This window comes from Crossiella sp. SN42, assembly GCF_023897065.1.
GTDB lineage: Bacteria > Actinomycetota > Actinomycetes > Mycobacteriales > Pseudonocardiaceae > Crossiella.
In genome coordinates this window covers 187,207-204,081 of record NZ_JAMHIV010000005.1, presented here as the reverse complement: position 1 = coordinate 204,081, position 16,875 = coordinate 187,207, and the positions used below count along the sequence as shown (strand labels likewise).

1 protein-coding gene is annotated in these 16,875 nt (G+C 73.0%); it reads left to right on the top strand.

From position 1 onward, the window contains the following. The first annotated feature begins 1 nt into the window (after nucleotide 1). Nucleotides 2–16,858, top strand: a complete 16,857-nt coding sequence (locus tag M8C13_RS08400; protein ID WP_374213040.1) for a type I polyketide synthase — start codon at nucleotides 2–4, stop codon at nucleotides 16,856–16,858. Nucleotides 16,859–16,875: the final 17 nt, after the last annotated feature.

Below are 16,875 nucleotides of genomic sequence, written 5' to 3'. Positions count from 1 at the left end.
GATGCCAGAACAGCAGGACAAGGTTGTCGACTACCTCCGCAAGGTCACGGTCGACCTGCGCCGGGCACGCCAGCGCATCGAGGAGCTCGAGGCGCAGGGCCGGGAGCCGATCGCGATCGTGGGCATCGGCTGCCGGTTCCCCGGCGGCGTGCGCGGGCCGGAAGACCTGTGGGAGCTGGTCCGGTCCGAACGCGATGTCATGTCCGCGGTGCCCGCCGACCGGAACTGGCCGACCAGCGGGGTGGACTACCCGAGGGTCGGCGGCTTCCTGGACGACGCCGCGCTGTTCGACTCCGAGTTCTTCGGCATGTCCCCGAGGGAGTCGCTGACCACCGACGCCCAGCACCGCCTGCTGCTGGAGACTTCTTGGGAGGCCCTGGAACACGCCAGGATCGACCCGGAGAAGCTCAAGGGCAGCCGCACCGGCGTCTACACCGGCCTGGTCTACGGCGACTACGGCGACCTGCTCGATCCGGAGGACTCCCGCGGCTACCTGAGCCTGAACAGCGCGCCCAGCGTCGCCTCCGGCCGGGTGTCCTACGCGCTGGGCCTGGAAGGTCCCGCGGTCACCGTGGACACGGGCTGTTCCTCCTCGCTGATCACCATCCACCTGGCCATCAACGCCCTGCGCACCGGCGAGTGCACCCTGGCCCTGGCCGGCGGCGCGTCGATCATGACCCAGCCGACCGCGTTCATCGAGTTCACCCGCCAGGGCGGCCTGGCCCCCGACGGCCGCTGCAAGGCCTTCTCCGACTCCGCGGACGGCACGGCGTGGAGCGAGGGCGTCGGAGTCGTGGTGCTGGAACGCCTTTCCGACGCCCGCCGCAACGGCCGCCGGATCCTGGCCGTCATCACCGGCAGCGCGACCAACCAGGACGGCGCGTCGAACGGCCTGACCGCCCCGAACGGCCCGTCCCAGCAGCGGGTCATCCAGGACGCGCTACGCGAGGCCAGACTGTCCACTTCGGACGTTGACCTGGTAGAGGCACACGGCACCGGCACCACGCTCGGCGACCCGATCGAGGCGCAGGCGCTGCTGGCCACCTATGGGCAGGGGCGGGAACGGCCGCTGCTGCTGGGGTCGATCAAGTCGAACCTGGGCCACACGCAGGCCGCGGCCGGGGTCGCGGGTGTGATCAAGGTGGTGCAGGCGGTGCGGCACGGGATCGTGCCGAAGACCTTGCACGTGACTGAGCCCTCGTCGCACGTGGACTGGTCGGCGGGGGCGGTGGAGCTGGTCACCGAGACGGTGCCGTGGCCGGAGGTGGATCGGCCTCGGCGGGCGGCGGTGTCCTCGTTCGGGGTTAGTGGGACGAACGCGCATATTGTGATCGAGCAGGCGCCGGTGGAGGACTCGGGGGCGAGTTCGGGGCGGGGCGCGATTGGTGGGGCAGAGGGGACTGGGGTAGAGAGCGCTGGCCAGCGTTCGGTCGAGGAAACAGGCGGCGCTGAGCGGCGGGTGGCCGATTGGGCACGCGGCGCTGAGGCGGTCGCGGTCACGGGGGCGCAGGGCGCTGAGCGGCTCGCGGCTGGTGGAGCACGGGGCGCTGAGCTGCTCGCGGTCGAGGGAGCATTGGGTGCTGAGCGGCCTTCGGTCGAGGGGGCGCGGGCCGCTGGACGGCCTCTGGCCGAGGTAGCGCCTGGCGCTCGGCAGCTTCCGGCCGACGGTGCGCAGCAGGCCGAGCGGCTCTCTGCCGACGGAGCACATCGGGCCGAGCGGCTCCCGGTCGACGGAGCTGAGCGGGTCCCTGGTGAGCGGTCCGCTGGGCTGGGTGTGACGCCGCTGGCCGTTCCGCTGGTGTTCTCCGCCAAGTCCGAAGCCGCTCTGCGCGGCCAGTCCGCGCGGCTGGCCGACGCTCTCGCCGCCGACTCCGCCCTGGACATCGGCCACTCGCTGGTCACCTCCCGGGCGAACTTGCCCGTGCGCTCCGTCGTGGTCGGTGATGACCTGCCCCGCCTGTTGCGCGAGTTCGCCGACGCGGGATTCGCCGAGGCCGGGGGCGTTGTGGCCGGCACGGTGCTCGCCGGTGGTCGCTCGCTCTTCGTCTTCCCGGGGCAGGGTTCGCAGTGGGTTGGCATGGCCCGGGAACTGCTGGCTGACTCGCCGGTGTTCGCCGCTCGCTTTGCTGAGTGTGCCGAGGCGCTTGCGCCGCATGTTGAGTGGTCTATCACTCATGCTTTGGCGGATGAGGAGTTGCTGGCTCGCGTTGATGTGGTGCAGCCGGTGAACTGGGCCGTCAATGTCTCGTTGGCGGCGTTGTGGCAGTCGATGGGGGTGGTGGCGGAGGGAGTGGTCGGCCACTCACAGGGGGAGGTCGCCGCGGCGGTGGTGGCTGGCGGGTTGTCGTTGGCGGATGGGGCGTTGGTGGTTGCCCGGCGGTCGCAGTTGATCGCTCGGGTGCTGGCCGGCCGGGGTGGGATGGCTTCGGTCGCGTTGCCCGCGGCGGAGGTTCAGGCGCGGCTTGGCGACGGGGTGGGGATCGCGGCGGTGAACGGGCCGGCCGCCGTGGTGGTGTCCGGCGAGGATGAGGCGCTGGCGGAGTTCGTTCGCGGCTGCGAGGCCGATGGGGTGCGGGTCAAGCGGATCGCGGTGGACTACGCCTCGCACTCGGAGTTCGTGGCCGAGTTGGAGACCGAACTGGGGCAGTTGCTGGCCTCGGTTCAGCCGCGGAGCGGGGAGATTCCGTTCTACTCCACGGTGACCGGGGGCTGGCTGGACACCGCCGAGCTGGATGGCGGCTACTGGTTCCGGAACCTGCGCCAGCAGGTGCGTTTCTTCCCGGCGATGCAGGCGCTGATCAACTCTGGCCACAACCGGATCATCGAGGTCAGCCCGCATCCGGTGCTGGCGGCCGAGATCCAGGCGACGCTGGACGGGCTCGGTGTGGAGGGCGTGGTCACCGGGACCTTGCGCCGCAACGAAGGTGGCGCGCGGCGGTTCCTGGAATCCGTTGGCGCGTGGTGGGTTCGCGGCGGTCAGGTGGACTGGTCGGCCTGGTTCGCCGGGTCCGGCGCGCGGGTGGTCGATCTGCCCACCTATGCCTTCCAGCGGCAGAAGTACTGGCCCGCCCCGCGAATCGCCGGCGACGCCTCCGCCTTTGGGCTTACCCCGACCCGGCACCCGGTGCTCGGCGCGGCCGTGCCGCTGGGCGATGGCTCCGGGGTGGTGCTCACCGGACGCCTGGCCGCCGACACCCATCCCTGGCTGGCCGATCACCCCGTGGTGCCGGGCAGCGCGCTGCTGGAACTGGTGGTGCGCGCCGCCGACGAGGTCGGTTACGCCAGGGTCGCCAACCTGACCCAGTTGACCCCGCTGGTGCTGCCCGAGGGCGGGGCGCAAATTCAGATCGTGGTCGGCCCGGCTGGCTCTGACGAGCGCCGCACGGTCTCGGTGCACGCCCGCGCCGCTGACTCGCTGGCCGACTGGACCCGGCACGCCTCCGGCCAGCTGGCCAAGAATGCCCTTGAGCTGCCGGAAAACCGTGCAGGCGGCCAGATCGCCGAGGTGTCGGTGACCGACCCCGGCGCGTTCGGCATCCACCCCACGCTGCTCCAGTCCGCCATCCTGACCGTGGCCGAGGGCACCCTGCCGGTGAAGTGGCAGGACGTCACCCTGCACGCCACCGGCGCCACCACCCTGCGCGTGCAGCTCACCCCGCTCGCCCAGGACGAGTGGGAGCTGCGCGCCACCGATCCGTCCGGCGCGCCGGTGCTCACCGCCCGCTCGGTGACCCTGCGCCCGGTCGAACTCCCCGTCGACGGCCTGTTTGCGCTGGACTGGATCCCGCTGACCGACCCACCCGAAGCGCCGGAAGCGGTCTTCGTCGAGATCGGCGCCGGGGCCGACCTGGCCGCGGTGCACGAGGCCACCGCGCGGGCACTGGAGCTGGTGCGTGAGTGGCTGTCCGGGGAGAACACCGCCCGGCTTGTTGTGGTGACACCGGATTCGGGTCCCGCGGCGGCCGCGGTGGGCGGGTTCCTCCGATCGGTGGTCGCGGAACATCCGGGCCGCTTCACACATCTGGCTGTGCCGTCCGGGGTTGACCCGGCGTCGGCCGCGCCGTACGTGGGTGACGAGACCTGGCTGCGGATCGCGGATGGCCAGGTCCTCGCACCCCGGCTCCGCAGGGTCGAGCCGGGAGCGGCTGAGCTTGGCTGGGACCGGGATGGGACCGTGCTCATCACCGGTGGCACCGGCGGGCTGGGCAGCGAGCTCGCCCGGCACCTGGCCGCCAACGGCTTCCGCAACCTCGTCCTGGCCAGCCGCCAGGGGCCCGACGCGCCCGGTGCCGCTGAACTCCTCGCCGAACTCCGCGAACTGGGTGCCGAGGCCACCGCGACCGCCTGCGATCTGTCCACAATGGACTCGGTGCGCGGGCTGGTCGACGGCATCGGCAACCTGAACGTCGTCGTGCACACCGCGGCCGTCCTCGATGACGCCGTGGTCGAATCCCTGACGCCCGAACGGCTTTCCGCCGTCCTGCGGCCGAAGATCGATGCCGCCTGGCACCTGCACGAGGCCACCCGGGACCTGGCCGGTTTTGTGGTCTACTCCTCGGCCGCCAGTGTCTTCGGCAACGCGGGCCAGGCCGCGTACGCCGCGGCCGACGCGGCCATGACCGAGCTGGTCCAGACCCGGCGTGCCAACGGCCACCGGGGACTGGCCATCTCTTGGGGCGCTTGGGAGGCGGGGCTCTCGGCCGGGATGAGCGAGGCGGACCGGCAGCGGCTGGTCGCCGCCGGGTTCCGGCAGCTGGCAGTGGCCGACGGGCTGGCCGCGTTCGACCGGCTGGCCGCCTCGGAGCTGGCCTCCGCGCTGGTGCTGCCCATCGACCTCGCCGCGGTGCGCCGTCAGCCGGTGATCGCGCCGGTGCTGCGCGAGCTGGCCGGATCGGGTCCTGCGGTGCTGCGCCGGGGCACGGCGGCGGTGGCCGCGGTGTCCGGGGTGCTGGCCAGTGGGTCCAGGGCGGAGCAGGTGGCCGCGTTGCGCGAGCTGGTGCGGGCGCGGGTCGCGGCTGTGTTGCGTTACACCGGTGAGGTGCCGGTGGACCGGGCCTTCCGGGAGCTGGGCTTCGACTCGATGACCGCGGTGGAGCTGAGCCGGGCGCTGTCCGCGGCCACCAAGCTGCCGCTGCCCACCACCCTGGTTTTTGAGCACCCCAACGTGATCGCGCTCGCCGACCACCTGCTGGCCGAGCTGACCGGTTCCGACGAGCCGGTCCAGGAACGGGCCCGCCAGGTCGACGACTCGGATCCGATCGTGATCGTCGGCATGGGCTGCCGCTACCCGGGCGGCGTGGTCGACCCGGATGGCCTGTGGCAGCTGGTCTCCGACGGGGTGGACGCGATCACCGAGTTCCCGGCCGACCGCGGCTGGGACACCGCCGGCCTCTACGACCCGGACCCGGACCGGCGCGGCACCACCTACGTGCGCGCGGGTGGGTTCCTGCACGACGCGGCCGAGTTCGACGCCGGGTTCTTCGGCATGTCCCCGCGCGAGGCGATGGCCACCGACGCCCAGCAGCGCCTGTTGCTGGAGACCACCTGGGAGGCGCTGGAACGCGCGGGGATCGAGCCGAGGTCGTTGCGCGGCAGCGACTCCGGGGTGTTCGTCGGCGTGATCTACACCGACTACGGGCCGCTGCTGGACGCCGGGTTCGAGGGTGAGCAGAGCATCGGCAGCACGCACAGCGTCGCCTCCGGCCGGGTCGCCTACACCCTGGGCCTGGAGGGCCCGGTGGTCTCGGTGGACACCGCCTGCTCCTCCTCGCTGGTCTCGCTGCACCTGGCCGCCCAGTCGCTGCGCACCGGGGAGTGCTCGCTGGCCATCGCCGGTGGCGCGACCGTGATGTCCACGCCCACCGCGTTCGTGGAGTTCTCCCGGCAGCGGGTGATGTCCGCCGACGGCCGCTGCAAGGCCTTCGCCAACGAGGCCGATGGCACTGGCTGGTCCGAGGGCGTCGGCGTCGTGGTGCTGGAACGGCTTTCCGACGCGCGGCGCAACGGGCACCGGGTGCTGGCCGTGCTCAAGGGTTCGGCGATCAACTCCGATGGCGCCTCCAACGGCCTGACCGCGCCCAACGGCACCGCGCAGCGCAAGGTGATCCGGGCCGCGCTGAACTCCGCCGGACTGTCCACTTCGGACGTCGATGTGGTGGAGGCGCACGGCACCGGCACCTCGCTCGGTGACCCGATCGAGGCCCGCGCACTGCTCGCCACCTACGGCCAGGACCGGGAACACCCGCTGCTGCTCGGCTCGCTGAAGTCGAACATCGGCCACAGCCAGGCCGCGGCCGGGGTCGGCGGTGTGATCAAGATGGTGCAGGCCATGCGGCACGGTGTGGTGCCGCGCACCCTGCACCTGACCACGCCGTCGGAACAGGTGGACTGGTCCAGCGGCGAAGTCCGGCTGCTCACCGAAGAGGTCGAGTGGCCCGCGGTGGACCGGCCGCGCCGGGCCGCGGTGTCCTCCTTCGGCATCAGCGGCACCAACGCGCACGTCATCCTTGAGCAGGCCCCGGCGGAGGAGCGCGTCGAAACCCCCAGCGCGGACCTGGTGCCGATGCCGGTCTCCGGCCGCAGCGCGACCGCGCTGGACGAGCAGCTCGCCCGCATCCGCCCGCTGCTGGACTCGAAACTGTCCACTGTGGACATCGCGTACTCGTTGGCCACCACCCGCACCGCCTTCGAGCACCGCGCGGTGCTGCTGGACGGCGCGGAGATCGCCAGGGGAACTGTCAGCGAGGGCGCGACCGCGTTCGTCTTCTCCGGCCAGGGCGCCCAGCGCCTGGGCATGGGACGCGAGCTGTACCAGCGGTTCCCGGTCTTCGCCGAAGCGTTGGACGCGGTGGCTACCCAGCTGGACACCGGACTCACCGAGCCGATCCGCGCGGTGATGTGGGGCCAGGACGCCGACCGGCTGAACCAGACCGGCTGGGCCCAGCCCGCGATCTTCGCGGTGGAGGTGGCGCTGTTCCGGCTCCTGGAGTCCTGGGGCGTGCGACCGGACTACCTGGTCGGGCACTCCATCGGGGAGATCGCCGCCGCGCACGTCAGCGGCATCTTGTCGCTGGCCGACGCGTGCACACTGGTCACCACCAGGGCCAGGCTGATGCAGGCGCTGCCCACAGGTGGCGCAATGCTGGCCGTGGACGCCGAAGAAGCCGAGGTCACCGAGCTGCTGGCCGACCGGCCGGCGGTCTCGATCGCGGCGGTGAACGCCGCGCGCAACATCGTGGTGGCCGGGTCGGCCGAGGCGGTGGCCGAGGTCAAGGAGGTCTTGGCCGGACGTGGCCGCCGCACCAAGCTGCTCGCGGTCAGCCACGCCTTCCACTCGCCGCTGATGGATCCGATGCTGGCCGAGTTCGCGGAGTCATTGGCCGGGATCGGCTTCCGTGAGCCGCGCATTCCCGTGGTGTCCACGGTCACCGGCGCGCTCGCCGAGGGCACGGACCTGCGCTCGGTGGACTACTGGGTGCGGCAGGTGCGGCAGCCGGTGCGCTTCGCCGACGCGATCGGCGGTTTGGCGGCCGCGCGGGTGCGGGCCGTGCTGGAGGTCGGGCCGGACGGGCTGTTGTGCGCGGCCGCCGCGGAGTCGTTGCCCGAGCGGGCGGTGGTGACCGCGCTGCTGCGCGCGGACCGGCCGGATGAGGCGGAGTCGGTGCTGGCCGGGGTGGCCGGGCTGTACGTGGCCGGGGTCGCGGTGGACTGGACCCGGTTGCTGCCAGGGGGTTCGGTGGTGGAGCTGCCGACGTATGCGTTCCAGCACAAGCGGTACTGGCCGTCGGTGGAGTCGGGTGGCGCGGGGCGGCTGTTCGGTGTGGAGTGGCGGCCGGTCGCCGCGGCGGCAGGGGCGGTCCGATCGGCGGCGGAGATCGCCGGGGCGGGCGAGGCCCAGGCCGCGGTGGAGATCGTGGAGGCTGGGCGGGCAGGGGACGAGCCTGCCTCCGTGTTCGCCGAGGCCAGCCGCGCGCTGGAACTGGTGCAGGGCTGGCTGGCCGACGAGTCCGCTGCCCGCCTGGTCGTGCACACTCCCATTGAGGGACTGGCCGCCGCCGCGGTGGCCGGTGTGGTGCGCTCCGCCGCCGCCGAACATCCCGGCCGCTTCCTGCACCTGGCCGCGAACTCCGCCGCCGAGGTCGAACTCGCCACGCCCTACCTGACCAGTGCGGAACCGAGTCTGCTGGTCCGCGACTCCCGGGTCCTCGCGCCCCGCCTGACACCCCTGGCACCGCGTCCGGCCACCGCAGGCTGGGACCGCGAGCGCACCGTGCTGCTCGCCGGCGGCACCGGCGGCATCGGCCGGGCGCTGGCCGAACACCTGTCCCGCCAAGGCTTCCGGCGACTGGTCCTGGCCAGCCGCCGCGGCCCGGCGGTCGAGGGCATCACCGAGTGGGCGGCCGGACTGGACGCCGAGGTGCGGATCGTGGCCTGCGACCTGACCGACCCGTCGGCAGTCGCCGAGCTGGTGGCCGGCATCCCGGAGCTGGGCGCGGTGGTGCACGCCGCGGGCTTCGTGGACGACGGGCTGCTGGAGTCGCTGACCGGGGAACGGCTGGCCGCGGTGTTGCGGGCCAAGGTCGATGTGGCCTGGCACCTGCACGAGGCCACCCGCGAACTGGACCTGGCCGGGTTCGTCGTCTTCTCCTCGCTGGCCGGGATCGTGGGCGCGCGCGGGCAGGCCAGCTACGCCGCGGCCAACGCGGCGCTGGACGAGCTGGCCCGTGGACGACGGGCCGCTGGACTGCCCGGACTGTCCATCGCCTGGGGGCCGTGGACGGTGGGCATGGCCACCGACCTGTCCGCCGAGGACTGGCATGCGCTGGCCTACCACGGGCTGTCCGGGCTGTCCGAGTCCCAGGGCCTGGCCCTGTTCGACCGGGCGGTCGCCGCGCAGAGTCCGTACGTGGCCGGTGCGGCGCTGGACGTCGCGGCGCTCGCCCACGCGGCCGATCTGCCCGCGGCCCTGCGCGAGCTGGCCCCGGCCGCCGCGCCCGTGGTGACCACGACGGCTCCGGCCGCCGCCCGGGTGGAACTGGCGCAGCTGCGGGAACTGGTGGGGGAGCGGGTCGCCGCGGTGCTCCGCTACACCGAGGGCATCGCCGAGGACACCCTGTTCGGCGACCTGGGCTTCACCTCGCTGACCGCGGTGGAACTGAGTCGCGCGCTCTCCGCCGCGACCGGGCTGAACCTGCCCGCCACGGTGGCCTTCGACTACTCCAGCGTGACCGCGCTCGCCGACTACCTGCACCGCGAACTCTCCGGCGGCACAACCGAATCCGCGCCGGTGACCGCCTCCGCTGACCAGTCCGATCCGATCGTGATCGTCGGCATGGGCTGCCGCTTCCCCGGTGGTATCGACAGCCCGCAGGCGCTGTGGGACCTGGTCGAGGTGGGCGGCGACGCGCGCAGCCCGTTCCCGGCGGACCGCGGCTGGCCGGTGGACTCGCTCTACCACCCGGACCCGGACCACCCGGGCACCGTCTACGTGCGCTCCGGCTACTTCCTGGACGAGGCGGCCACCTTCGACGCGGACTTCTTCGGCATGTCCCCGCACGAGGCCGCCGCCACCGACCCGCAGCAGCGCCTGCTGCTGGAGACCACCTGGGCCGCACTGGAACACGCGGGCATCCCGCCGCAGCGGTTGCGCGGCAGCAAGACCGGCGTGTTCACCGGCGTGAGCGCCACCGACTACGGCCACCTGCTCGGCGCGGAGTACGAGGGACACCGCTCCACCGGCAGCATCGCGAGTGTCGCCTCCGGCCGGGTCGCCTACCTGTTCGGGCTGGAAGGCCCGGTGCTCAGCCTGGACACCGCCTGCTCCTCCTCGCTGGTCGCCCTGCACCTGGCGATGCAGGCGCTGCGCAACGGGGAGTGCTCGCTCGCGCTGGCCGGCGGGGTGACGGTGATGTCGACGCCGGCCGCGCACGTGGAGTTCTCCCGGCAGCGCGCGCTCGCCCAGGACGGGCGGTGCAAGGCGTTCTCCGATGACGCGGACGGCACCAGCTGGTCCGAGGGCGTCGGCGTGCTGGTGCTGGAACGGCTCTCCGACGCACAGCGCAACGGACACCGGATCCTCGCGGTGGTCAAGGGATCCGCGGTCAACTCCGATGGCGCGTCCACCGGCCTCACCGCACCGAACGGACCGGCCCAGCAGCGGGTGATCCAGGAAGCCCTTGCCAGCGCCGGACTGTCCACTTCGGACGTTGATGTGGTGGAGGCGCACGGCACCGGCACCCGGCTCGGCGACCCGATCGAGGCGCAGGCGTTGCTGGCGACCTATGGGCGGGACCGGGAAGAGCCGGTGCTGCTGGGGTCGCTGAAGTCGAACATCGGGCACACCCAGGCCGCGGCCGGGGTGGCCGGGATCATCAAGATGGTGCAGTCGATGTGGCACGGGGTGGTGCCGAGGACCCTGCACGTGCGCGAGCCGTCCTCGCGGGTGGACTGGGCCGCGGGTGCGGTGCGGCTGCTGACCGAGCCGGTGGCCTGGCCGGAAGCCGGGCGGCCGCGGCGGGCCGCGGTGTCGGCGTTCGGGGTGAGCGGGACGAACGCGCACGTGATCCTGGAGCAGCCGCCACAGCTCGCCGCCGAGACCGCGACAGCCACCGGCGAGCCGGCCCCAGCCGGGGCCCCGGTTCCGCTGCTGGTTTCCGGGAAGTCCGCGTCGGCATTGACGGCCCAGCTCGACCGGATCTCCGCAGCTCTGGCGCACACTCCCGTCGCCGACCTCGCCCACTCGCTGGCCACCCGCCGCACCACCTTCGCCCACCGGGCCGTCCTCCTCGACGGCGCTGTGGTCGCCAGTGGTGTTGCCGCGCCTGGGAAGACCGCGTTCGTCTTCTCCGGTCAGGGATCGCAGCGGCTGGGCATGGGACGCGAGCTGTACCAACGCTTCCCGGTCTTCGCCGAGGCCTTCGACGCGGTGATCGCCGAACTGGGCGAGCACGTCCGCGAGGTCATGTGGGGTGAGGACGCCTCCGCGCTCAACGAGACCGGGGCCGCGCAGCCCGCGCTGTTCGCGCTGGAAGTGGCGCTGTTCCGGCTGGTGGAGTCCTGGGGCGTGACCCCGGACTTCGTGGCCGGGCACTCGATCGGCGAGCTGGCCGCCGCGCACGTGGCCGGGGTGCTGTCGCTGGCCGACGCGTGCGCGGTGGTCTCCGCGCGGGCGCGGCTGATGCAGGCGTTGCCCAGCGGTGGCGCGATGATCGCGGTCGGGGCGCCGGAGTCGGTGGTCGAACCGCTGGTGCGGGACCGGGCCGAGGTGTCCATCGCCGCGGTCAACGCGCCCGAGGCGCTGGTGCTCTCCGGCGCGGCGGAGGCGGTGGCCGGGGTGGCCGCGGTCCTGGCCGCGCAGGGGGTCCGGACCAAGCAGCTGCCGGTGAGCCACGCGTTCCACTCGGCGCGGATGGATCCGATGCTGGCCGAGTTCGCGGTGGCTATCGACGGGATCTCCTTTGGCGAGGCCCGGATTCCGGTGGTGTCCACCCGGACCGGCGCGCTGGGCGCGGAGCTGGACTCGGTGGACTACTGGGTGCGGCAGGTGCGCGAGCCGGTGCGCTTCGGCGACGCGATGGCGGCGCTGGCCGAGTCCGGGGTGCGGGCGGTGCTGGAGCTGGGACCGGGTGCCTCGCTCGGCGTGCCCGCGGCCGAGGCGCTGCCCGTGGACGCGGCGGTGACCTCGTTGCTGCACGCGGAACAGCCGGATGAGCACCGGTCGCTGCTGCGCGGACTGGCCGAGTTGCACGTGGCCGGGGTCGAGGTGGACTGGTCGCGGCTGTTGCCCGCTGGGTCCTTTGTGGACATTCCGACCTATGCCTTCCAGCGACGCCGGTTCTGGCCGGACGGGCAGCAGGCGCAGGCGCCGCAGCTGGTCGCACCGACGGAGCCGGTGGTGCTGGACCGGGCCACTGAGGACCAGGCCCGTTCGGTGCGCGAGCTGGTGAGCGAGCGGGTCGCGGCCGTGCTCGGCCACCAGGGCAAGGTGCCCGCCGAGCGGCCGTTCCAGGAGCTGGGCTTTGACTCGCTGCTCGCGTTGCGGCTGTCCAGGGGGCTGTCCGCGGCCACCGGGCTGGCGCTGCCCGCGACGCTGGCCTTCGACTACCCGACGGTCGCCGACCTGACCGAGTTCCTGCAGCGCGAGCTCAACGGCGGCACCGGCTCCCCGGCGCGGGCGCAGGGGCCGATCGCGGTGGATGAGCCGATCGCGATCGTCGGCATCGGCTGCCGGTTCGCCGGTGGCGTGGACGGGCCGGACGCGTTGTGGGACCTGGTGTTCAACGGGATCGACGCGACCACCGAGTTCCCGGCCAACCGCGGCTGGGACCTGGCCAACCTCTACGACCCGGACCCGGACCGCAAGGGCCGTAGCTACACCAAGCGCGGCGGCTTCCTGCACGAGGCCGGGCAGTTCGACCCCGGGTTCTTCGGCATGTCCCCGCGTGAGGCCGTGGCCACCGATCCGCAGCAGCGGCTGCTGCTGGAGACCTCCTGGGAAGCCCTGGAGGACGCCGGGATCGACCCGCGGGTGCTGCGCGGCAGCGCGACCGGCGTGTTCACCGGGTTGAGCTGCAACGACTACCCGAACCTGCTCGGCCAGGAATATGAAGGGCACCAGGCCACCGGTGGCCTGGCCAGCGTCGCCTCCGGCAGGGTGGCCTACACGCTCGGGCTGGAGGGGCCGACCGTCACCGTGGACACCGCCTGCTCCTCCTCGCTGGTCGCCATGCACCTGGCGGCCCAGGCATTGCGAGCGGGCGAATGCCAGCTGGCGCTGGCCGGTGGCGTGACGATCATGTCCACTCCGGCCGGGTTCGTGGAGTTCTCCCGGCAGCGGGCGCTGTCCCCGGACGGGCGCTGCCGGTCCTTCTCCGATGACGCCGACGGCGTCGGCTGGGGCGAGGGTGTCGGCGTGCTGGTGCTGGAGCGGCTCTCCGACGCCAAGCGGCACGGGCACCGGATCCTGGCCGTGGTGCGCGGCAGCGCGATCAACTCCGACGGCGCGTCGAACGGACTGAGCGCGCCGAGCGGACCGGCCCAGCAGCGGGTGATCCGCGCCGCGCTGGCCAATGCCGGACTGTCCACTTCGGACGTCGATGTGGTGGAGGCGCACGGCACCGGCACCACCCTCGGCGACCCGATCGAGGCGCAGGCGCTGCTGGCCACCTACGGGCAGAACCGGGAGACCCCGCTGTGGCTGGGGTCGCTGAAGTCCAACATCGGGCACACCCAGGCCGCCGCGGGTGTCGGCGGTGTGATCAAGATGGTGCAGGCGATGCGGCACGGCGTGCTGCCCAAGTCGCTCAACGTGAGTGCGCCCTCCAGCAAGGTGGACTGGTCCCAGGGCGCGGTGCAGGTGCTCGCCGAGGCGCGGGACTGGCCTGAGCTGGACCGGCCGCGGCGCGCGGCGGTGTCCTCCTTCGGGGTCAGCGGCACCAACGCGCACGTGATCCTGGAGCAGGCCCCGGAGGTCGCCGAGCCGGTGTCCGCCAACGGTTCCGGGCTGGTCGCCTCCGGTGGCGTGGTGCCGTGGGTGCTCTCCGCGGCGGTCCCGGCCGCGCTGCGCGGGCAGGCCGCCCGGCTGGCCGCACGGGTCGCCGAGGACACCGAACCGGCCGATGTGGGCTGGTCGCTGGCCACCACCAGGGCCTCGCTGGACCACCGGGCCGTGGTGGTCGCGCCCAGCCGCCAGGACGCGGTGGCCGCGCTCGGCGCGCTGGCCGCCGAGGAGCCGTCGCCGTTCGCGGTGACCGGGCAGGCTGTGGTGGACGGGCGAACGGTGTTCGTCTTCCCCGGTCAGGGTGCGCAGTGGGTCGGCATGGGCGCGGAGCTGTTGAAGGCGTCCCCGGTGTTCGCGGCGCGGCTGGCCGAGGTGGCCGCGGCGCTGGATCCGTTGACCGGGTGGTCGCTGCTGGACGTGATCTCCGGTGGTGGTGAGCTGGACCGGGTGGACGTGGTGCAACCCGCCTCCTTCGCGATGATGGTGTCGCTGGCCGCGGTGTGGGAGTCGGCCGGAGTGCGACCGCACGCGGTGATCGGGCATTCGCAGGGTGAGATCGCGGCGGCTTGTGTCAGCGGTGCGCTGTCGCTGGCGAACGCGGCCAAGGTCGTGGTGTTGCGCAGCAAGGCGATCGCGCAGGGGCTGGCCGGACTGGGCGGCATGCTGTCGGTGGCCGCGCCTGCCGCGGAGATCGACGTCAGCCGCTGGGCCGACCAGGTGTCGGTGGCCGCGATCAACGGTCCGTCCGCGACGGTCTTCGCCGGTGAGGTGGCCGCGCTGGAGGAACTGGCCGCCTGGAGCGAGGAACGCGGCTACCGGGCGCGGATGATCCCGGTGGACTACGCCTCGCACAGCGCGCACGTCGACTCCCTGGAGGCGGAGCTGCGCGAGGTGCTGGCCGGGGTGGTCATCGGCGAGGGCCAGGTGCCCTGGTGGTCCACTGTGGACAGTCAGTGGCTGGACCCGGCCGAGGTGGCCGGGGACTACTGGTTCCGCAACCTGCGCCAGACCGTGCGGTTCGAGCAGGCGGTGCGCGCGCTGGCCGAGAGCGGCTACGCGGCCTTCGTCGAGGTGAGCAGCCACCCGGTGCTCACCGCCGCCATCCAGGACACCCTGGACACCTTGGCGCTCAACGACACCGTGGTCACCGGCACCCTCCGCCGGGACGACGGCGGCGCGGACCGGCTGCTGCTGAGCCTGGCCCAGCTGCACGTGCACGGCGTCGCGGTGGACTGGGCCCGGCTGTTCCTCGGCGCGGGCGCGCGGCGGATCCCGCTGCCCACCTACGCCTTCCAGCACGAGAACTACTGGGCCGAACCGGAGCAGGCGGTGGCCGGGGTCGCGGACAGCGCGTTCTGGACCGCGGTGGAACAGGGCGACGCGAGCGCGCTGGCCGGCTCGCTCGGTGTGGACGAGGCCGCGCTCGCGCCGGTGCTGCCCGGCCTGACCTCGTGGCGACGCCGCCACCAGGAGGCCACCGCGGCCGACGAGTGGTCCTACCGGATCGGCTGGGAACCGCTGCCCACCGGCCCGGCCGAGCTGACCGGCACCTGGCTGGTCCTCGCGCCAGCCAACGGCGACGCGCCGGTGAACGCGGTGGTCGACGGCCTGAACACGCACGGGGCCAAGGCGATCGTGACCACCCTGGACGCGATCGAGGCCACCGAGGACTACGCCGGTGTGCTGTCCCTGCTGGCCTGGGACGAGCGGCCGGCCGACACCCTCGCCCTGGTGCAGACCGTGGAACGGCTCGGGCTCGCGGCACCGCTGTGGTGCCTGACCAGCGGCGCGGTCGCGGTGACCGACCCGGCCGAGGTGACCAGCGCGCACCAGCCGGAGCTGTGGGGCATGGGCATCGTGCTCGGTCTGGACCGGCCCGCGCTCTGGGGCGGCATCGTCGACCTGCCGGAACGGCTGGACGAGGCCGCGCTCGGCAGGCTGGTCGCGGTGCTCGCCGGTACCGATGGTGAGGACCAGGTGGCGATCCGGGAGTCGGCGGCCTTCGGTCGGCGACTGCGCCGGGAAAGCCTGTCCGGGGCAACGGCTTGGCAGCCGCGCGGCACGGTGCTGGTCACCGGCGGCACCGGCGCGCTCGGCGCGCACATCGCCCGCTGGGCGGCGACCAACGGAGCTGAACACCTGGTGTTGTTGTCCCGCAATGGTCCGGACGCCGCCGGTGTGGCCGAGCTGACCGCCGAGATCAACGAGATCGGCGCCAGGGTGAGCGTGCGGGCCTGCGATGTCGCCGACCGTGACCAGCTCGCCGCGGTGCTCGGTGACATCCCGGACCTGACCGCGGTGGTGCACGCCGCGGGCGTGGCCAGGACGGAGACCCCGATCTCGGAGATGCCAGCCGCCGAGCTCAACGAGATCGGCCAGGCCAAGATCGAGGGCGCCCGGCACCTGGACGAACTGTTGCGCGGACACGAGCTGGACGCGTTTGTGCTGTTCTCCTCCGGCGCGGCGACCTGGGGCGGCAGCGGCCAGCTGGCCTACGCCGCGGCCAACGCCTACCTCGATGGCCTGGCCCATGCCCGCCGGGCCAGGGGCGAGGCGGCGACCGCGATCGCCTGGGGCGCTTGGGGTGGCGACTCCGGCATGGTCGACGCCGAGGCCGCCGAACAGCTGCGCCGGATGGGCCTGCACACCCTGGACCCGGAGCGGGCCACCAGGGCGATGGCCCAGGCGGCCGGAACCGATGCGCCGCACCGGATCCTGGCACACATCGACTGGTCCCGGTTCGCCCCCGGCTACACCCTGGCCAGGGTGCGCCCGCTGCTCAACGGCCTGCCCGAGGTGGTCGAGCTGCTCGCACCGGAAACCTCGGCCGCGCCAGGGGAGTCGGAGTTCGCCGGGAAGCTGGCCGGGCTCACCGCGGCGGAGCAGGACAAGCTGCTCACCGAGCTGGTGCAGACCGAGGCCGCCGCGGTGCTCGGCTACCGGGACGGCGCCACCATCGAGGACCGCGCGTTCAAGGACATCGGGTTCGACTCGCTGACCGCGGTGGAACTGCGCAACCGGCTCAACAAGCGCACCGGGGTCCGGCTGCCGGCCACCGCGGTGTTCGACCACCCCAGGGCCAGCGCGCTGGCCAAGCGGATCCGCACCGAGCTCGGCCACACCGACAGCAACTCGCTGGAGTACGTGCAGGCACAGCTGGAAAAGCTGGAAGCCAGCCTGCTGCAACTGCCCGCGGAAGCCGTCGAACAGGCGAAGATCACCGCCCGGCTGCACCGCCTCACCGCCAGGCTCACCGAGAACCTGGCGGGCACCGCCCCGGCCTCGGTGGCCGACACCCTGGAATCCGCCTCGGCCGAGGACGTCCTCGCCTTCATCGACTCGGAGCTGGGCGGCGACTGACCGCCCCCGCCCCGCTC